The 16,985-nt window shown below is 60.3% G+C and carries 20 protein-coding genes and 1 tRNA gene; 2 read left to right on the top strand and 19 right to left on the bottom strand.

The genetic code is table 11. The annotated features are described in order from the left end of the window. Nucleotides 1-2 precede the first annotated feature (2 nt). The 6 genes from CFB17_RS09800 to CFB17_RS09775 form a co-directional block, all read right to left on the bottom strand. Complete coding sequence (locus tag CFB17_RS09800) at nucleotides 3-203, bottom strand: hypothetical protein (protein WP_088561368.1); 201 nt, start codon at nucleotides 201-203, stop codon at nucleotides 3-5. Further along, a complete protein-coding gene (locus tag CFB17_RS09795; RefSeq protein WP_088561367.1) occupies nucleotides 200-616 on the bottom strand; it encodes a hypothetical protein in 417 nt (138 codons plus the stop codon). The genes CFB17_RS09800 and CFB17_RS09795 overlap by 4 nt, the downstream gene beginning before the upstream one ends. 77 nt (nucleotides 617-693) lie before the next feature. Continuing rightward, nucleotides 694-1,272 carry a hypothetical protein gene (locus CFB17_RS09790; protein WP_088561366.1) on the bottom strand — a complete coding sequence of 193 codons (579 nt, stop codon included), beginning with the start codon at nucleotides 1,270-1,272 and terminating at the stop codon, nucleotides 694-696. Continuing rightward, nucleotides 1,269-1,820 carry a hypothetical protein gene (locus tag CFB17_RS09785; protein ID WP_088561365.1) on the bottom strand — a complete coding sequence of 184 codons (552 nt, stop codon included), beginning with the start codon at nucleotides 1,818-1,820 and terminating at the stop codon, nucleotides 1,269-1,271. Before CFB17_RS09785 ends, CFB17_RS09790 begins: the two co-directional genes overlap by 4 nt. Before the next feature lie 47 nt (nucleotides 1,821-1,867). After that, complete coding sequence (locus tag CFB17_RS19005; RefSeq protein ID WP_133063885.1) at nucleotides 1,868-2,164, bottom strand: hypothetical protein; 297 nt, start codon at nucleotides 2,162-2,164, stop codon at nucleotides 1,868-1,870. A gap of 249 nt (nucleotides 2,165-2,413) precedes the next feature. After that, nucleotides 2,414-2,737 carry a hypothetical protein gene (locus tag CFB17_RS09775; protein WP_088561363.1) on the bottom strand — a complete coding sequence of 108 codons (324 nt, stop codon included), beginning with the start codon at nucleotides 2,735-2,737 and terminating at the stop codon, nucleotides 2,414-2,416. Nucleotides 2,738-3,069: 332 nt separating this feature from the next. Here CFB17_RS09775 and CFB17_RS09770 point away from each other — a divergent pair, with 332 nt between their 5' ends. After that, nucleotides 3,070-3,219, top strand: coding sequence for a hypothetical protein (locus CFB17_RS09770; protein WP_165769536.1), 150 nt, complete (start codon nucleotides 3,070-3,072; stop codon nucleotides 3,217-3,219). Between the two features lie 115 nt (nucleotides 3,220-3,334). Here CFB17_RS09770 and CFB17_RS19170 read toward each other — a convergent pair whose 3' ends face one another. The 13 genes from CFB17_RS19170 to CFB17_RS09705 all read right to left on the bottom strand — a co-directional run bounded on the left by CFB17_RS19170 (nucleotide 3,335) and on the right by CFB17_RS09705 (nucleotide 15,217). Then, nucleotides 3,335-3,511: a hypothetical protein gene (locus tag CFB17_RS19170; protein ID WP_165769535.1), complete on the bottom strand. Its 177-nt coding sequence runs from the start codon at nucleotides 3,509-3,511 to the stop codon at nucleotides 3,335-3,337. Between the two features lie 287 nt (nucleotides 3,512-3,798). Beyond that, nucleotides 3,799-4,788 (bottom strand): hypothetical protein, encoded by a 990-nt coding sequence (locus tag CFB17_RS09765; protein WP_165769534.1) that lies wholly within the window; start codon nucleotides 4,786-4,788, stop codon nucleotides 3,799-3,801. Nucleotides 4,789-5,259: 471 nt separating this feature from the next. Further along, nucleotides 5,260-6,108, bottom strand: coding sequence for a ParB/RepB/Spo0J family partition protein (locus tag CFB17_RS09760; protein WP_165769533.1), 849 nt, complete (start codon nucleotides 6,106-6,108; stop codon nucleotides 5,260-5,262). Nucleotides 6,109-7,335: 1,227 nt separating this feature from the next. Then, a complete protein-coding gene (locus CFB17_RS09755) occupies nucleotides 7,336-7,941 on the bottom strand; it encodes a Rha family transcriptional regulator (protein WP_088561359.1) in 606 nt (201 codons plus the stop codon). Next, nucleotides 7,874-8,245, bottom strand: coding sequence for a thermonuclease family protein (locus tag CFB17_RS20070; protein ID WP_088561358.1), 372 nt, complete (start codon nucleotides 8,243-8,245; stop codon nucleotides 7,874-7,876). The genes CFB17_RS09755 and CFB17_RS20070 overlap by 68 nt, the downstream gene beginning before the upstream one ends. After that, nucleotides 8,242-8,436, bottom strand: a complete 195-nt coding sequence (locus CFB17_RS09745) for a hypothetical protein (RefSeq protein ID WP_088561357.1) — start codon at nucleotides 8,434-8,436, stop codon at nucleotides 8,242-8,244. Before CFB17_RS09745 ends, CFB17_RS20070 begins: the two co-directional genes overlap by 4 nt. Next, nucleotides 8,433-8,633 carry a hypothetical protein gene (locus CFB17_RS09740; protein ID WP_088561356.1) on the bottom strand — a complete coding sequence of 67 codons (201 nt, stop codon included), beginning with the start codon at nucleotides 8,631-8,633 and terminating at the stop codon, nucleotides 8,433-8,435. Before CFB17_RS09740 ends, CFB17_RS09745 begins: the two co-directional genes overlap by 4 nt. A 286-nt stretch (nucleotides 8,634-8,919) precedes the next feature. Then, the gene (locus CFB17_RS09735) at nucleotides 8,920-9,897 is read right to left on the bottom strand and encodes a hypothetical protein (protein WP_088561355.1); all 978 of its coding nucleotides are present in this window, start codon (nucleotides 9,895-9,897) and stop codon (nucleotides 8,920-8,922) included. A 341-nt stretch (nucleotides 9,898-10,238) separates the two neighbouring features. After that, nucleotides 10,239-11,789, bottom strand: a complete 1,551-nt coding sequence (locus tag CFB17_RS09725) for a site-specific integrase (RefSeq protein ID WP_088561353.1) — start codon at nucleotides 11,787-11,789, stop codon at nucleotides 10,239-10,241. Between the two features lie 110 nt (nucleotides 11,790-11,899). Beyond that, nucleotides 11,900-11,974, bottom strand: a tRNA-Lys gene (locus CFB17_RS09720). Nucleotides 11,975-12,050: 76 nt separating this feature from the next. Beyond that, nucleotides 12,051-12,926 carry a carbohydrate ABC transporter permease gene (locus tag CFB17_RS09715; protein WP_088561352.1) on the bottom strand — a complete coding sequence of 292 codons (876 nt, stop codon included), beginning with the start codon at nucleotides 12,924-12,926 and terminating at the stop codon, nucleotides 12,051-12,053. Beyond that, nucleotides 12,923-13,825, bottom strand: coding sequence for a carbohydrate ABC transporter permease (locus tag CFB17_RS09710; RefSeq protein ID WP_088561351.1), 903 nt, complete (start codon nucleotides 13,823-13,825; stop codon nucleotides 12,923-12,925). Before CFB17_RS09710 ends, CFB17_RS09715 begins: the two co-directional genes overlap by 4 nt. Nucleotides 13,826-13,831: 6 nt before the next feature. Then, nucleotides 13,832-15,217: an ABC transporter substrate-binding protein gene (locus CFB17_RS09705; protein ID WP_088561350.1), complete on the bottom strand. Its 1,386-nt coding sequence runs from the start codon at nucleotides 15,215-15,217 to the stop codon at nucleotides 13,832-13,834. 156 nt (nucleotides 15,218-15,373) lie between these two features. Between CFB17_RS09705 and CFB17_RS09700 the strand changes: the two genes are divergently transcribed. Then, nucleotides 15,374-16,972: a helicase HerA-like domain-containing protein gene (locus CFB17_RS09700; protein WP_088561349.1), complete on the top strand. Its 1,599-nt coding sequence runs from the start codon at nucleotides 15,374-15,376 to the stop codon at nucleotides 16,970-16,972. Nucleotides 16,973-16,985 lie beyond the last annotated feature (13 nt).

The raw sequence follows: 16,985 nt of genomic DNA, 5'->3' as shown, positions 1-16,985 counted from the left end.
GTTCAGTTCTTAGGGGGGGTGTTGTCGAGAAACGCGTAGAGCGGGGCGACCTCGACGAGCCGCCGTGCAAATGGTCGGGCCATTTCCGGGGTATGCGGGACGCCGAAATGCAGCGTCAGACGCGCAGCCAATCCTTCAAGGTCACGCTCAAGGAGCGCGCTGATTTCCTCTTGGAGCTTTAGAATTTGATAGTTGGTGGTCATTGGCTGACTTCCTTCGGCTCGATGCGGACGCGGTAGTAAATGGCGTGCATTCTTGAGAGGTAGGGAGTTGAGCGGCCCTGTCGGGCTGCTTCGCGTGTTTGGGTAAGCGTTGGCTCGAAGACTACGCCTCCACCATCACGGCATTCGTTGGGACTCATTCCGGTCGCCTCAAAGAAGAGCCGCGAGACGTCTTCGCCCGTCCTTCGGGCTTGGTTGTGCTCGTTGACCCAGAGGACACCCGTGGTCGGATCGGCGTGTTCCATCAGGCGCTCTAGCGGCGTTCGTTTGGGCTTTGAGGCTTGTATCTGTTCATCGAAGAGCGCCCGGTAGTAACGAGTGTCAGCCTCGAGATCCCGGGATCGGGCGATGAGGGCAGCGAGGGTAGCCCGCTGCTCTGGCGTATATTCGTCCATGTGGTTGTCCTGTAGAAAAGCAAAGAGCCGCTCCTAGGCGGCCCTCTGCGTGTCACTTGTGGCGAGTGCTTGGACGACTACTTCGCCTTAGCTGCTGCTGCGGCTCGATCCGCCCTCACGGCAACGGTCACTGCCTTGTCGAGAAGGTCGTAGAGAACGGCAGGTGAGCGGGTGCGCAGATAGTCAATCTGGGCTTTCTTGATGATGTCCTTGCCGTCCGGCAGCGACAGGACGTGCTCCACAACACCATCTAGGTTGACCGAGTATCCCTCGGGCAGGTGAAGGCCGCAGGAACCAGCGAGGTCATCAAGAGTGGCCGTTGCGGATGCTCGGTATCCGTCCACAGCGGCATTGACCGCAGCTTCGATCTTCGAGGCTTCTACGCCGGTCGTCATGGCAACCGCCTTGATCAACGAGCCACTGACCTCACCGTCGCCTTCAATGAAGCTCTGGACTAGGGCCGTCTGGTGTTCAGGGGCGATCTGCGCAGCGACTTCATTGACGACGGCAAGTCGGTCTTCGCCGAAAGCTTCGGAGCCATCGGTGATCCCGGTGTCATCCTTAGGGGTCCCCTCTGGTTGGACATCGGGTTCCCGCTGATTGGAGGACAGGGCGGGTGTGGGAGTAGCGGGCTTCTTGTCTTGCGGGCCGCTCACCGCTTTGGAAAAGACGGGTTGGCCTCGCTATAGGTGCCATCCGGGTTGCGCGTGAGGTGGCCTTGGGCACGGGCCATTTCCACGGCCATCTCCATGCCGTCTGGGGTAACATAGCGGTCACCCTGGCGAGCCATGCGGTGCGTTAGGATATCGCCGGTGGAGGACCTGAAGCGGTGGACTTGGCCTTTGGCCTTATATTCTCGTTCAGCGGCCGTCTCGATGGTCATCGGGGGAGCGGCGGCCGCCCACCGAGCCTTGATGGCGTCAGTCTGGGCCTGAGTGACGGCGCTCTGGGCGCGCAGCTTGGCGATCATTGCGGCGCGCTCTGCTGCGGCTCTTTCTAGGAGCATGCGCTGGGTGTCTGCCTGACTTGTGGCGATGCCTGCGGCGCGGAGCTGTGCGTCACTGGGGCCACCGCTGGCTTGGCGCTGGGCGCTGCGTGCTGCTGCCGCTGCGGCATCCTGCTGTGCGCGGAGTTCCCGTTTGACTGCCTCAGGGGCGTAGATGGCCGAGAGGGCTGCATCGGGATTGGTGTTGTCCGTGGTCATGGTGTCACTGTCTTTCGATGATGTTGGTGCGGGTGAAGGGGCGGGGGTCAATTGTCGGTGCGCGTGCATGTGGCGGCAGGACGCCGTACTTCGACGAACTTCCCACCGATGCGATCGATGTCCGTGACGAAGCAGCCCTCTCCGGCGACGAACGTACCTTTGAGGGGCGGAGCGTGCCCGAGGTAGGAGCCTTTGTTGCTGCCATCTTGCTCATACGGGACTTGGCGCAGGGCTTCGGGGACCCCAGCGTCGATGCGCGTGAAGGTAATTCCGTTCTTCTCGTGCGTGCTGACGGTGGGCTTCGGTGCCGGGGGCTGAACTCGGACTGAGTCTTGCAGCTGCACTAGCGGCGTTGCTTGAGGGGTCGTCTTCGCTGCTGGTGCTCTAGGCGGAACTGCGGGCGCAGCCGTCCTCGACAGCGAGCAATCTGCGGGCGCCTTAGGAGCGGTCGGCTTTGTTTTGGTCATGATGATGATGTCCTAGGGATTACGGTGAGAAGCAGCGACGAGGCTGCGAAGGGCGACGAGACGTGCTCGGGCTTCGCGTTGTGGCGGAGCATCCTGTGGAGGCACGTTCGGCTGTTTGGTGCGAGCTTAGGCCGCGCGCTCTAGGGCAGCGGCGTCATATGCCTGATACGGAACGCGGTGGAGCGGCTGCTTATCGCCACCCTCGTAGGCCCACTGTGCGAGGCTCTGGATAGTCCCGGGTGTGACCGACACGCGGCCATCGGGGTAGGTCACGCGAAGGCGCGCCTGGGGGTCGGCGGACTGTGCCAAAAACAAGCGCGAGACGCTGGCTAGTGGTGTACTGCCCTCAAGGAGGAAACGGCCGTCCTTGGTGTAGACCGCCTGGGAAGGATCACGCCTTGAGTGAAACCTCTGGGCAGACAGGGTGATGTCGATGAGTTGTTGGGTCATGGTCTCGTGTATCTGATCGAATTGGGCGCATGGCTTCAGTCTCCGGCTTGTGGCGGGTACTATGGCTGAGATGTCCTCAGCTCAGGCTTGCGGCGGTGGAGGAGGTGGCGAGATGGGGCGGGAAAGGTTGATGCCGATAATCACCGCGGTTGCTCCTTGGGGCGGGCTTGGCGTCTGAGCTTGGCTCGCCGTCTGGCTGCAACCTTACGCGGGTTGATCGAGGGGCCGCGCTGGAACGGATTGTACGGGTCTCGGTGCTCCCCATGGGGGACCAGCGTGAGCATCAAGCCTTCCACCGCCTCGGCTCCGGGGTACTTGGCAAGTATCGCCTGATGGACTCTCGACTTTGCCTCTTTGGCTGCGCGAGCGCGAGCGAACACCAGATCCATCTCATCATCATGACGAGGCGTTCGACGCCCCTCGAAGAGGCACCGCTGGCAGGTGTAGCGGAGGCGGGTGCGGGCACAGCCGTCCTCGACTGAGAGCAATCTGCGGGCGCTGATGTGGGACGAAAGGGGGCGCCGTTCTCGGCACGTCTCACAGCAGACGGTCAACAGTGATGCGAGGTGGTCGAGCTTGAAGAGGGCACGGGTGGTGCTACTGGCGTCCATCGGCCTCGACCTTGTGGATTTCACAGAGGGCATGGAGGGTCGCTGCAACGACCAAGGGCACGCTGATCCACGGGTTGGGGATGGCCCCGAGGAGGAGCACTGAGACTGCGACGCTCAGCAGGCGAAGGCACAGGATGCAGGGGAACTGGAGGCGCTGGAGCATATCAGGCGTCCACCAGATGGAGGCTGGGGAAGGGCCTATTGAGGACTAGCACGTCCTGCCCAAGGTGCTGGAGGGCAATGCTGACCAGCATAGAGGTTGACGGCGGCTTTCCGTAGGCGTGCCGGAAGCGCTCCTTGAGGTCAGCCATGACGGCCTCATCAGACGCGGTGATATGCGGTTGGATTTGCCTTGTGACCGTCTTTACTTGGATCGGTCGGCGCGAAAAGGTAGAACCTGCGTGGGTCATTTTGGGTTACTTTTCAAGGAGTTGGGTTTGCTTGTGCCGGTCAGCCGGTGATGGTCACCCGCATCTCGGCGTCGACGAGGGCGGCAGCACGAAGCATTGCTTCCTTGGCCCGCTGCGCCATCCCTTTGGGAACGATCAGAGCGTCATGCAGGGGGAGCGCTACGCCTGGCGCAAAGAAGTCGATGGCGGCGCGAAGAAGGCCCGCTTCGATGTGCATCAGCGCCTTGGCGCAGTATTCGGGGTGAACACCCACTAGAACGGCCGGGTGATGCAGAACTGGATGCTTGGCTAGCACCTTGGCTGCAACCACCTTGAACGGTGGCCGGCCCTTGGCCGCTGCCTTTGCTCGGGAAGGCCAACTCTTCAGCGGCTTGCCATTGCCAATGGTGGCCGTGACGAACGCCTTGACGCAAGCTCGGTCCAACTCGGGGATGGTGTAGAGGTCCCCCTTTGGGAGCGCAGTCCCGGAGGCTGCATATAGAAGGGAGAGCCACGAGGCGTGATAATCGATCTCAGCGGTGGGCTCGCCATCAATGATCACCTCAGCTCTGCGGCGCTCTTTCGGGATATTCTGATAATTCACTTCGCAATCTCCGTTGTAGATGCGGCTGTGAAGGTTGAGGCTGCCGCTGCACTTGATGAAGAAGGCTGGCGTGGATACGCCCTTGATGTCGGCCTCGGCCACTCGCTGATTGAGGCGAGCAATGAACTCGGCATACTCGATAGCCAGCGGGTCCAGCGGGTCGTAGGCAATCGACTTGCCCTTGACCTTGACGGACTTGCCATTGCCGAGGGCCTGCTTCGTGGCGTGCTCTTCGACAACAATCGGCCCTTGCGGCGGAAGCTTGCTCGGGGAGCCATAGGATACGGCTGGGTAGTCACGGATCGGGTCGATGCCGTGTGAAGACGCGAACGCTAGGAGCGCTTCGGAGGGCCAATACTGAGCCGCCTTGTAGGTGCGCCCAAAGCCGTAATCGGTGAAACACGAGCGCTTCTTATTGAGAAGCCCAAGTGTCTCCAGGGTGTCCATCAGGTAGAGGAACTGTCGGAACGACACGGGAAGGCCGGTGAAGGCGGATATGTTAGAGGTGGAGCGGTACACTGGGAGCCGCGTCTCAGCCCACTGCGCAAGCACGCCACCGACGACGCAGCCTAGGCCACGATAAAGGACATCGATCTCGGCTTGGCCCCTCTTGCGCCTGCCTCGGGATTGCTCGTGGTCCACTATGCGGCTGGCTATGGTCCTGATCAGAGCATGACCGGCTGGGGTGGCAGGTTGCCGGGTCAATTCAAGGCGGGAGGACCGCTCTAGCTGCTCTCGGGTCCAACAAGTGGTAGTATTTACCCCTCTGTGCCCCTCCCCGGTGTCTACTATGAGTAATGCTGCTGGTTCGTCCATGCTGGCCTTCTTACATGGGCACACCTCACCCATCCCCCCCATGATGGTCAATCAAAGGAGAGGAGAGGCGAGGATGCACCCTGATGTTGTTGGATAGTGGACCTAGAAGTCCGTCACATCCTGCACGTACGCACCGAGGAGCCGGGCCAAGGCGTCTGCGTCATGGATACTAAAGCCAAGGTTCTTCGCTGCTATGCCCACCTCAGTTGCGTTCTTCGGGAAAGAGGGCCGGGAGCAAACACGTCCGTAGTATGCGCCAACCAAGAGGGCGAGCTGGGTGCGCCTATCGGCTTCACTGCGCTTATGCTCATAGGGCTTGGGCGGATCGATTGTATTGATTGCCGTATTCAACCGCATCTCTCCGGCCTCCACTTTGGCGATGATCTCTTGGTTTCCCGATGCGAGGATACGCTTGGCACGCTTCACGGACCTCGGGGACACATTCATGGCCTGTGCAGCGTCGGGGATCGACACGGCAGCAGATAGATCAACTGGGGCCTCTTCCTCGCTGTCAGAATTAATAGGGCCAGCTGGCCCCATTTCCTGTGCGGGCCTCCCGACAGCCAGTGTTGCCATCTTTGCGGCAACCATGGACCGCTGCTCCGTCGTCAACATCCTCCGGTGGCTGTTCAAGGACATGACAAGGGCGGGAAGCTCCTCGTCTTTACCTCCGAAGACCCTGAGTACCGGCTCTAGGCCGAGCTTCAGGCACGCCTCGTAGCGGTGACGCCCGTCGATCACTTCACCGGTGACCCCGTGGACGGTTATTGGCTCCCTCTGGCCGTGTTCCTTGATGTCAGCCACGAGGTCATCAAAGGCCTCCTGCGACATCTTCGGGAAGATCGTGGCAAGGGCGTGAAGGCTGCGGCGCGTAGGCTGCTCGCTGCGTTCGACTTCAATCTGGGCAGGCGGATGGCCGTCGCCAAAAGAGAAGGTAGTCGTGATCGTCATTTCTGGGTTTCCAGCGGTCTTCATTGTGGTCGGTCATTCGCAGTTTGCCTTTCGTCTGTCGTTGCGCAGGTCTTCTAATGGTCAGGCCCGAAGTCCTCCGGAATGAATTAAAGAAGATAGACGAACCACCGACCACTCAGGCCAGCAGCTCGTCCATCAATCGGTGACCATCAACCACAAAGACCAGTAAGACGAACTAGGCCAGCAGTGAGCCGCAGCGCCCCGCGAGGACGCCCGCTTCACCGCGCTCCACAGGGTTTGACCTGTAGGTATGCTAAACTCGACCCTTAGCTTTTTCTGCGGGATACCCGTATAGCGCAGCTCCAGGTGAACCCAAACAGCGACAGATGCCCCCGCTCTGTGCCTCCGTGGAACAATCCCGAGGACCGCCGAAGGACACCAAACAATTGTGATTAATAATACCCTTTATGACAATATTTGAACGGATTGCGTATCCGTTGCACACTGAGCAATATCAACGACTTAGCGTGGACCTGTGGTCAGCCTGTGGCACATTAGGACCCAGTGCCTCACCTTTGGACTGACCAATGGGAATGCATGTGGCGTAGTACGGGTGTAGCACGGCAAGAGGCTGCCCTAGGCCAACCTTTCGGTGGACTCCGAGGGGGCCATGGGGGAAGGGCCGTGACTTTGCTCTATGTAAGGGGCTGAGATTTTTGCACAGAATATCGCGGTGGCGGGGGCAGGCTCAGACGGTGCTGTGCCGTGAATGCAGTTCACCTAGTATATCTATCTAAACTGGCCCAATAGCGCGCTCATCTGTGTTTTCGACCTTGACTTCATCTGTAAAAGTATGGTATGAAAAGATAATCTATAGGACTTCCTTAGAGACTCCATAGATAATAGATACAGGTGATACTCCTAGAGTTCACCATGGGAGCGCCTATAGTTAACCAGCGGGTGCTCTACAGGCTCGCCATGAGACGCGATATGGTTCCGGGCGGTACGAGATGTTCGCCTAAGCCTCCCGCTTGGAACCTGAGGCCGTCATCAAGTCCGCCCAAGGCTCTCAAACATGCCCGTAGCGTCAGGCGGGGGTGGGCAAGAACGCGCGATACGGGGTTGGCATGTAGGGTGATACCTGCCGGCGTTAGCGTTACGTTACTTTAGCGTGTTTTCTGGGAGGTGGCTGAGGCCATTGGAAGCGCCATGCTGCACACTGCGGCGTCCATTAGGATGCTAGTTATCAGGCTGACGCACTTCTGCTCAATTTTGAGCTGAAGTCCTATGTGGCCGCCTTGAGGCTCTATGTGGGGGTCTGCTTAAAATTGAGCAGACTGCCCCCGCCTGCTCGATCGGGTCCTTGGCCCCAGTGAAACCCATGGCGAGGAGCGTGAACCCGTCTCGGCCCATCTCGAACATCCGCAGCTTGCGCCCCGTGACGTCTGTGTAGCTACTGAACTTAAAATCAAGTGCAGTGCTCCCCGCCTGATACGAGATGCTGTCGATCAGGCTTAGGATGTTGTCGTGGCGCTTCCCAAAGACCTTCGCCACCTGAAGGCTCGTGGTGAACACCTTGCCGTCACGCGCGGTGACGAGTTCGGTGCCGCCCACGAGGTGCGCGAGGCGGTCATTGACGGGGGCGGCTGGGGCTTTCTCTTCGGGCTTGGCCTCGTCAATAAAGCCGAAGCGAACCTTCTCCGTGGGGGCCATCCGGCGCTCGACCTCAGGTATGAGCGTCTTGTGGAACCACTGCTTGAAGGCGTGGGCGGTGACTGCACCACGTTGGCGGGCGGCTGCCTTTTCAGCGCCTCTTGCACTCTTCGGCACCTCGATAGACGCCGTTATCATAGCGCGCCCAGCGGCAGGCATGCCCGGCGTCGATCATGAGGCGGCCAAGGTCCTTACCTGCGACGCTACAGAACCCCACGCTGCGTCCGTATCGGTCTGTTCGGTTGCAGGCGAGGCTGCACGTTACGTCTCGGCCGTCTACGAGCTTGTGTAAGTATGCCGTAGCCTCTGAGCCGCCAGGCGCATCGTGCTCGGGCGCATCAATACCGCACAGCCTCCACCGCGTGCCATCGAGGACCAGCGTGTCGCCATCGACAACGCGAGGTGTCGCGGCCACGGCCGGGGCAGCGGCTAGCAGAGATAGCAGGACGGCTAGATGCTTCATGCGTCCACCTCGAACCACTCGTCCTGCGTATCCCCTTCCTCGGCGGGAAGCTGATGGCTGGCGCGTAGAATGCCCTGCGCGTCCCGCCAGTCGCGGATCGGCGGGTCACCCTCGCTGTTCCACTCGGGGGTCAGGACGCCCGGATATTCCTCAATGAACCGACGAAACGTGTCTCGATCAACGCGGGTCATTTGGTGCCCTTCTTGGTGCCACTCATCCGCTTCGCATCCTGTGCCGCTTGGCGTAGCGCGGCGATGGCCTCTAGGAGGAGCATCTGGTGCGGACTATCGGTGGCCGCCAGACGATCGGCGATAGAGTTGTAGCGGTCGGACTTGGTCTCGGGATTGTTTCTCCGTGGCTTGGGCGTGGTAGGCCCACCTAGGGTCATATGCTTTTCCACTCGATGCGCTCAGTGACGTGACCTGCGAGCAAGCGTGCAACCGATGGAATCACGCTAGAAAAGTGGGCTTCTGTCAGACTGGTGGACAAGACCTAGGCCGTCTCATGATAGACGCGGGTCATGCATGCCGGTGGGCAAAGTTCGATAAGGCGGGTGTCTATGCGGGCAGCCCGGAGTGCAAGAAGTGAGGCGACCCGTACTCAGCCCCGAGGCCGCTATGGTGGATCGCCGCAACGAATGAAAGTCGTGCTGGCGGCGGCCGAGGGCCACTTGGTCAAGGGGCGCTAATATACCGCGTGCCGAGCACCGCCTCGATACAGTTCTTTAGCTTCTTCCTGAGTTCATCGGGGTCTTCCCACAAGATGTGCGCGTATTGTCTCGTGTCGAAGTGGACGTGTTCGATCATGTCTTTGCGGCAAGTCCAGAAGACGGGTATGTTCAGACCCCGAGCAAACCCCGCCTCGTAATAAACACCACCGCGGGCAATTGCTTCTTTGCGCTCACCATCTGAGATGGTGCCGCAGGTAAAATCAGCGATCATGAAGCGTGACCTTCTGATCTCGGCTATGATCTCATCGTCAATCTTATTGATGTGCTCCTTGCGGTCGATCCTCATTGGAGTGTAGCGGCAGTCTTCGATGGCAGGTGCAATGCCTCGCTGGTAGACGTCGTCCATCGTGGTATCGAACCACATCGCAACGAAGCCTTGGAGAGAGACAGTGGGTTGCGTCTGCAGGACCTCAAGCCGCTCATACCCATTCACAGTCAGTGAAAGTTCGCCGCCGTTAAATTGGACAAGGCGACGCCCCATAAGAAGACGACAAAGATTGGCTAACTCTTGGATCGTTCTGCACTCGGTCCATGCCGCAGCCGCCGCCCCATCATCTGAAAACTGGTTTGTGTGCTGGTTCCCGAGATCGAGCCTATAGCCGAGTATGCGCTCTCGGGTGGCGAAGAACAGTAGTAGCTGATCGAACCTGCGGTTCAGTGGCATAGAGTGCTTGTTTTCAATCAAGGACAGGGTGTCTGATGTGATCCTCGGAGACTCATCGCCGGCGCGGTGCTGCTCGACCACCCATGAAGTTAGGCGTGCCTTAGCAGCCTCATCGAGATTCTGGAGCATCGGCAGGGCGGCGCGGATTAAGGTATATGCGCCGTCCGTTCGCGGAGAACGGTAGGTGACGGCATTTCCAACGATAGGATCGCGCTCGGCCGGAACATCCCAGATTGGACAAATTGCTTCCACGAGCATCTCTTCAGGACCCTCTGCGGTAACTTGCAGGCACGCTGGCTGCGCACGAGGTTATGCCGGTCACGCCGTTGCGACCAGTAGACACTTTTATGCGCTGCTCGTTGATCGGCTCCAACTCCCGTCCGCGCTCCTCTGCAACCTCATAGGCGCGACTGAGCAAAGCCGATTTGCAAGAGGCAATCAGCGCATCCGTCTCGGGGATGAACTGGTAGCGGGAATAATCTAGCGAGAGCGTGAAGCCGTCCGCCGTATCGGCCACGTGGTATGTTGCATTGGCGTCCGCCCCACCGGCCTGCTCAGGTTGCGTGCATGCCGAGGTTAGAAAGAGCAACGAGAGGGCGCTACGGCTTATAGCTGAGCTTGCAGATCGCCTCATGGAGCCTCTTAAGGCTGAACCCGGTGCCATACCCTTCGCCCTCATTGCGGCCCTCTGAGTGGCCCGTAAGTGCGTCATGGACCTCTCGCGGTATATCCGCGTCTCGGCAAGCATCCTTGAACGCATGCCGGAAGCTATGAAAGACTTTTCGCGGATCGGTCATGCCGTGCTGCCTGCTGTAGCGTCCCCACCACTTGGACCAGTTGCCGGTCCATTTGCCGAACACGTCGGGCTGAAGCTCAGGGAATAGCCTGACCTGCCCTTTGGACCGGAGGTCATCGGCATAGGTGCCAAAGCCGAGTTCGATGAGGCGAGGATGCAGCGGAATGCGCCTGCGGCTGCTGATGGTCTTCAGGCTCTTGCCAGGGTCATCGTCGTTGATGTCTAGATAAGGAATGCCATCAGGGCTTGTCCTCACGTCCGACAGGAGAGCCTGCCCCAGTTCCTCCAATCTGGCCCCCGTATAGAGCGCCAAAAGCGGAAGCCAGTAGGCCGCCTCACCGCCGCCAGCCTTCGGCCTTTCCCGCTGGGTGAACACCGGGAAGCCCTTGAAGATCGTCCTGAGGTCGTCAGCGTCGAACGGAAGCCGTCGCTTCAACGGCGCCTTGGTCACCTTGACGCGCACGGATGCAGCCGGATTGGCTGGGATGAGGCGTTTCTCGGTGGCGAAGTTCAGGAGGGTGCGGACTGCCCCCACAAGCTTCTTAGCCGTGGCGGGGTGCTTCCCTGACGCCAGAAGGCTATCGCGGTAAGCCTCGATCTGCTCGACCGTGAGTGCCTCAATAGGAGTGCTCTTGGTGATTTCATCGAAACGGCGGGCGGACATGGCCCACTCTTTTGCCGTGCGTCCCGTTGGGTTCGTCGCGGCTGCCCAGCGCTCACAGAGTTGGCTCAAGGTTGGGCCGCTGGGTGTCACGCCGGGCGGTTCAATGCGATCTGGCGTGTTAACCACCTCGCCTTGATTGCGGCGGCTCTCCAACTCACCGGCTGTAACGAACGCCTTAAGGATCGCCATTCCCACGGCTCGATACGCGGGCGAGTCTTTTTCAGCACTCAAGCCCTCAGCAGCTAGCGCCTCCGAAATGTTGTCATCGTTGAGTGAGAGATCGCCTCGGGCCAAGCTGATGCGGGCGATCTCTTGAACCCACTCAGAGGTGTCCGTGAGCTTCCGAAAATACCTGTCGTCCAAGCCTTCGGAGCGCGCCCCTTCGTCTTCCTCTAGGAGTTGCACAAGGAAGTTGTGGCCTATGCGGTTCACGTCTTCGCTGGTGATCTCTCGTTGGGCAGGAAGCGGCGAGAGGGCATTGCTGGCCGGGTGCCGCTTTCGGGCCGCCTCAAACTCCGCCTCCAGCTCAGCATTGGCGGCAACAAAGAGCCGTTTGGCCTCGGCTGGGTCTTTGGTCCTCAGTGAGCGCTTTACGATGTCACGGCCGTGAAAAGCCGCTCGAAGGTCCAGCGGAATGCGCCGCCTTAGGTGATAGACGCCGGTGCTCGGATGTCGCCAAGGTGAGGCCATCGCAACCATCGCTTTGAAGCCCGTGTGTACCTGCTGTGTGTACCTCTTGGGCGCCTCAAAGTCTTGATATTACTGGATTTCGACGGCGTTTCAACACGTTAGTAGGCCGGTGGTGGACCCCCCGGGACTCGAACCCGGAACCGGTCGATTAAAAGTCGAATGCTCTACCATTGAGCTAGGGGTCCGCCGGCGCGGCGGAACATAAGGGGACGAATGCCCGTGGGCAAGGGTCACAAGCGGCCCTCGCGGCAGCTTGTGGGATCATCCTTTGACGGAGCCTACCGTCAAGCCGGTCGTCATGTGCCTGCGCATCGCATAATAGATGACGAGCGGCGGGATGGAGTAGATCAGCGCCGCTGCCATCAGGATGTTCCAGGGACTGTCGTCGCTGGAAAGGAAATAGCCAAGTGCTACCGGCACCGTGACCGTCGTCTCCGAGGAAAGCAGCAGGAACGCATAGAGATATTCGTTCCAGGCGAGCAGGAGGGCGTAGGTGCCGACAGCCACCAGGGCCGGCCGCATGAGTGGCATATAAAGCTTGAAATAGATCTGCGGTACACTGGCACCGTCGATTCGTGCTGCCTCGTCGAGCTCGATCGGGATGCTGGCGCTGTATTGTGAGAAGATGAAGATCGCATAGGGCGTGGCAAAGGTGACGGCCACGATGATCAAGGCCCAGAGATTGTCCAGGAGCCCGTAATTATGGAGAATATTGTAAAACGGGATTGCCAGGAACGAGAGCGGGATGGCGTAGCTGAGCAGAGCCGTGTTCGATAGCAGCGTGCCGTAGCGCAGCCTGAGCCGCTGGATGGAGAAGCTCGCCATCGAGCCGATCAGCACCGTGAAGAAAGCGGCCGCCAGCCCGACGATCAGGCTGTTGAGCATCTGCAACCAGAAATGCTTCAGGTACCAGTGGTCCTGGGTGAAGACGATGCGGAAATTTTCGAGGCTGAAAGTCTCGGGCCAGAGCGCACCCGAGAAGACGGAGTCGCCGGGTTCGAGCGCGACCAGGATCATGTTGTAGATCGGCAAGAGCGTCCAGAAGAGGAGGAGGAGGGCGATCAGGAGCGCAGCGAGGTGGGCGCCGATGCCGCCTTTGCCCACCGCGTGCGCGGGGGCGGTTTCAGCCGCGCTCATAGCTGGACGTGCTCCTTGTTCATTTTCCACACCAGAAAAGCGACGAGTGGCACCAGCAGCGGCAAGGCCGAGATCACCGCTGCCATCCCGAGACCGGGATCGCCCACTTCAAAGGCGTCGCGTATGCCCAGTGTGGCCAGCACATGCGTCGAGAGGACGGGGCCGCCGCCCGTGATGAAGCGGACCGTGTTATAGTCGCCCAGCGTCCAGATCATCGAAAGCACGGTGCAGATAAGATAGAGGCTGGCCATCATCGGGAAGGTCACGAAGCGGAACATCTGCAGCCCGCGAGCGCCGTCGATGGCTGCGGCCTCGTAGAGCTCCTTGGGAATCGCGGTCCGGCCGGCGACGAAGATGACCGTCCAGAACGGCACCCACTTCCAGAGATAAAAGGTGACGACCGAGCCCATGGCGAGGCTGGGACTGGTGAGCCAGCCGGGCCCCTCGATCTCCCAAAACGTCCAGATAAAGTTGTTGATCAGGCCCCATTGACCGTTCAGCATCCAGCGCACCGAGATGAAGGTCGGGATGGCCGGCATTGCCCAGGGCAGGACAATGAGCATGAAGACGAACGGCATCCACTTATAAGGCTGGAGCAGATAGCCTGAGAGCAGTAATGCTATGAACATCTTGAGGTTCACGCCCACCAGAAGAAGAATGAGCGTGTTGACTGCCGTTCGATAGTAGAGCGGGTCGGCAAAGAGCGCTTGCAGCTTCGTCCAATCGGCGCCGAGCCAGAGCCCGTAGCCCACCGGGTAGACCACGAAAAGCAGGAAGATGGCGATATAGGGGAGGACGAAGACGACCCCCCAGAGATGCTCCGGTGCCAGCTTGCGTGGCTGCCGGCCGGTATCGCTGCGCGTCAGCGGCGGCGCCCGCTCCGAGGTTGCTTTCGCCATGCTGCCTCAGTTCTGAGCGATCTGGTACTGTGCGAAGATTTCCCTGATCCGCGCGAACGCCTTCTCAGTTGCCTTCTCTGGCGTCAGCCCGTTGGTGATGACGTCGCCGATCGCCTTGCCCCACACCTGCTCGGCATTCACCTGGCTGTAGGCGGGATTGTAGACGAACGGCCAGGGCTCGGTCGGGCCCTCCAGCTCCTGCTTGACGGCGACCGGGATGTGCGGATTGGTGGGGTCGGTCCAGAAGGGATCGCTCTTGATCAATTCAGGCATGACCGGCAGCCAGCGGCCACGCGCCGCCCTCAAATAGCTGTCGAGGCGCTCCGGCTCGATCAAGAAGCTCAAAAAATCCTTGGCGAGCTTGACCTGCGGCGCGCCTTTGGGGATCACGGCGATCTTGACGGCGACCAGGCTGCTTACCGGCTGGCCGTCGGGACCCGTCGGTTGTGGCTGTGTGATGATCTCGTGGTAGGTCTTCTCGTCATCCGACTTCGATACCGGGATCGACACGGACGCATTCGACGTCATGATGATCTGTTTGCTGAAGAAGGCGGCGTTGTTGTCGGGATCACCCCAGTTGATCGCACCCTGCGGCACCAAGCCGTCGGCGTAGGCCTGCGTCAGGAAGGTGATGGCTTTGATCGCCCCCTCCTTCGCCTTCGGATCGTCCAGATTGAGCGTGCCGTCCGGTTTGACGAAGCGGGCTCCATAGGCCAGGGCCAACTGGTTGAATGTATAGTAATTGTCCGAATCGACCGTTGACATCGGAAAGCCCAGCGCGAAGACGCGCTGCCGCTTGGCGCGCAGCTTTTTCTGTGCGTCGCCGAAAAAGGCCCAGTATTTATCCCAGTTGTCGAGCGGGATATCCTTTTCGCTATAGCCGGCCTCCTCGATCATCGGCTTCCAGATGAAGTTGTGGAGAGCCTGTTGCTTGAGCGGGACGGCGTAATAAGAGCGCTTCTTTTCCTGGTCGTTATAGAGATTGGCTCCCTTGAGTGCTGTCGGGGTAAACTTGTTCTCTACCGGCTTGACGACGTCCGAGACGTCCTCGAGCGCGCCCTTCCAGGCCTGCTGCGGTACGATGGCGAAATCGTTCAGATCGGCATAGGCGATGTCAGGCACCTGGCCCGTGGTGATCGCCGAAATGATCTTGGCCGGAATGTCGCCCGTTGAATAATAGGAGAGATTGACCTTGTTGCCGGTGGCCTTCTCCCATTCTGCGACCACTTGGTCGAAAGCCTCGTCTTCGGCCGGATAGAAACCTTTGTTCCACCAGACCGTAAGGGTCTCAGCGCCAGCGGTCGAGGCGAGCGCACTACCGGCAAGCAGGCCTGCGGTGAGGACGCCGATAAGGGCGCGTCGTGCCAAGAAAGGCGCGGCTTTGGCGAGCATGGTCTCTCCCTGATGGACCTATGTTGTACTCGTTATTAAAGCTTTCGTAAGGCAACTTTAGACCCGTGTCCATGATTGTAAGACAGGCCGCGCAGTTGCCGAATATTGTCGTGCCTCCTTATGATCGATGCCGTGGGGCATCGTGGAGAAAGCGAAATGGCGACGGAGGCCGTGCTGCTCGGACGAGGGCAGGAGGCGCAGTATCTACAACTGGCGCTGGGCAACAGGCACGGGCTGATCGCCGGTGCCACGGGCACGGGCAAGACGATCACGCTGCAGGTGATGGCCGAAGGTTTCAGCCGGGCGGGCGTGCCGGTCTTTTGCGCCGACATCAAGGGTGATCTGGCCGGCCTCTCGCAGACGGGCAGTCCCAATCCCAAGGTGGAGAGCAGGGCGGCCGAGTTGGGCGAGACCGATTTCGCCTACGAGGCCACGCCTGTCATCCTGCTTGATCTCTTCGGTCGACAAGGCCATCCGGTCCGGGCCACGGTGGCCGAGATGGGCCCTTTGCTCCTGGCGCGCCTCCTCGAGTTGAACGAGGTGCAGGAAGGTGTCTTGAATATCGCCTTCAAGCTTGCCGACGACGAGGGGCTTCTTCTTCTCGACTTCAAGGACTTGCAGGCCATCCTGGCGTATGTGGCCGAGCGCGCTGATGATCTCTCCAGCCGTTACGGCCATGTCAGCAAGGCGACGATCGGGACGATCCAGCGACGTCTCTTGGGAATCGAGCAGCAGGGCGGTGAGCCATTTTTCGGGGAGCCGGCCCTCGAACTCGGGGATCTCATGCTGCTGGCTCCGGACGGACGCGGCGCGGTCAGCATCCTGGCGGCCGATGAACTGGTTCGCAGCCCGCGTCTTTACGCGACCTTCCTTCTCTGGCTGCTCTCGGAGTTGTTCGAGCAGTTGCCGGAGGTCGGCGATCTGGCCAAGCCCAAGCTCGTCTTTTTCTTCGACGAGGCGCATCTCCTCTTCAATGACGCCCCCAAGGCCTTGATCGATAAGATCGAGCAGGTGGTCCGGCTGGTCCGCTCCAAGGGCGTTGGGGTTTATTTCGTTACGCAGAGCCCACAAGACCTGCCCTCGTCGGTTCTGGGACAACTGGGTAATCGCGTCCAGCACGCGTTGCGTGCCTTCACGCCCACCGATCAAAAAGCTGTTCGCGTGGCAGCTGAGACATTCCGTCCGAACCCTGCCTTCAAGACTGCGGACGTGATCGGCGAGATGGGCGTTGGTGAGGCACTCGTCTCCATGCTGCAGCCAGGTGGCGTGCCCGCCATCGTCGACCGGGCGAAGATTCTGCCGCCGCGCTCACGCATGGGCGCCATTACGGCGGAGGAGCGCAAGGCTCTTATCGAGCGCAGCCCGCTCAAGGACAAATATGACCAGCCGGTCGACCGGGACTCTGCCTTCGAGCGGCTGAACGCGCGGACGACCAGCGTCGAGGAACCGAGCCCACGCGAGGTGCCAAGCGCGCCAACGCGGAGCAACGATCCCTGGGGCGGCGCTTTTCGCCGCTCCCAGCCGACGGCATCCGCTCCCGCCCAGGCATCGGCTCCCGCCCCGGCAGCTCGACGAACGGCGGCGGCACCTCCCCCGGTCCAGGGAGGCTCCATTCTTGACGACATTCTGGGCGGCGGCGGTGGTCGGCGCCAGAGTGCTGGCGAGGCATTGGTCAAATCGCTGGCCAGGTCGGTTGGCAGCCAAGTGGGACGGCAGATCGTGCGCGGTGTATTGGGTTCGATCATGAAGCGCTAGCTCGACCAAGCTT

The organism is Arboricoccus pini, from assembly GCF_900187945.1.
Lineage (GTDB): Bacteria > Pseudomonadota > Alphaproteobacteria > Geminicoccales > Geminicoccaceae > Arboricoccus > Arboricoccus pini.
This window is presented reverse-complemented; position numbering and strand designations above follow the sequence as displayed.

What these genes read in the sequence shown, in the direction of transcription:
- CFB17_RS09735 (WP_088561355.1), bottom strand. Translation starts at nt 9,897, where the DNA reads ATGCTCGTGGAAGCAATTTGTCCAATCTGGGATGTTCCGGCCGAGCGC.
- CFB17_RS09700 (WP_088561349.1), top strand. Translation starts at nt 15,374, where the DNA reads ATGGCGACGGAGGCCGTGCTGCTCGGACGAGGGCAGGAGGCGCAGTAT.
- CFB17_RS09705 (WP_088561350.1), bottom strand. Translation starts at nt 15,217, where the DNA reads ATGCTCGCCAAAGCCGCGCCTTTCTTGGCACGACGCGCCCTTATCGGC.
- CFB17_RS09715 (WP_088561352.1), bottom strand. Translation starts at nt 12,926, where the DNA reads ATGAGCGCGGCTGAAACCGCCCCCGCGCACGCGGTGGGCAAAGGCGGC.
- CFB17_RS09765 (WP_165769534.1), bottom strand. Translation starts at nt 4,788, where the DNA reads ATGGACACCCTGGAGACACTTGGGCTTCTCAATAAGAAGCGCTCGTGT.
- CFB17_RS09745 (WP_088561357.1), bottom strand. Translation starts at nt 8,436, where the DNA reads ATGACCCGCGTTGATCGAGACACGTTTCGTCGGTTCATTGAGGAATAT.
- CFB17_RS09710 (WP_088561351.1), bottom strand. Translation starts at nt 13,825, where the DNA reads ATGGCGAAAGCAACCTCGGAGCGGGCGCCGCCGCTGACGCGCAGCGAT.
- CFB17_RS09775 (WP_088561363.1), bottom strand. Translation starts at nt 2,737, where the DNA reads ATGACCCAACAACTCATCGACATCACCCTGTCTGCCCAGAGGTTTCAC.
- CFB17_RS09755 (WP_088561359.1), bottom strand. Translation starts at nt 7,941, where the DNA reads ATGCCTGCCGCTGGGCGCGCTATGATAACGGCGTCTATCGAGGTGCCG.
- CFB17_RS20070 (WP_088561358.1), bottom strand. Translation starts at nt 8,245, where the DNA reads ATGAAGCATCTAGCCGTCCTGCTATCTCTGCTAGCCGCTGCCCCGGCC.
- CFB17_RS09770 (WP_165769536.1), top strand. Translation starts at nt 3,070, where the DNA reads ATGGACTCTCGACTTTGCCTCTTTGGCTGCGCGAGCGCGAGCGAACAC.
- CFB17_RS09725 (WP_088561353.1), bottom strand. Translation starts at nt 11,789, where the DNA reads ATGGCCTCACCTTGGCGACATCCGAGCACCGGCGTCTATCACCTAAGG.
- CFB17_RS09800 (WP_088561368.1), bottom strand. Translation starts at nt 203, where the DNA reads ATGACCACCAACTATCAAATTCTAAAGCTCCAAGAGGAAATCAGCGCG.
- CFB17_RS19170 (WP_165769535.1), bottom strand. Translation starts at nt 3,511, where the DNA reads ATGCTCCAGCGCCTCCAGTTCCCCTGCATCCTGTGCCTTCGCCTGCTG.
- CFB17_RS09740 (WP_088561356.1), bottom strand. Translation starts at nt 8,633, where the DNA reads ATGACCCTAGGTGGGCCTACCACGCCCAAGCCACGGAGAAACAATCCC.
- CFB17_RS09785 (WP_088561365.1), bottom strand. Translation starts at nt 1,820, where the DNA reads ATGACCACGGACAACACCAATCCCGATGCAGCCCTCTCGGCCATCTAC.
- CFB17_RS09760 (WP_165769533.1), bottom strand. Translation starts at nt 6,108, where the DNA reads ATGACGATCACGACTACCTTCTCTTTTGGCGACGGCCATCCGCCTGCC.
- CFB17_RS09795 (WP_088561367.1), bottom strand. Translation starts at nt 616, where the DNA reads ATGGACGAATATACGCCAGAGCAGCGGGCTACCCTCGCTGCCCTCATC.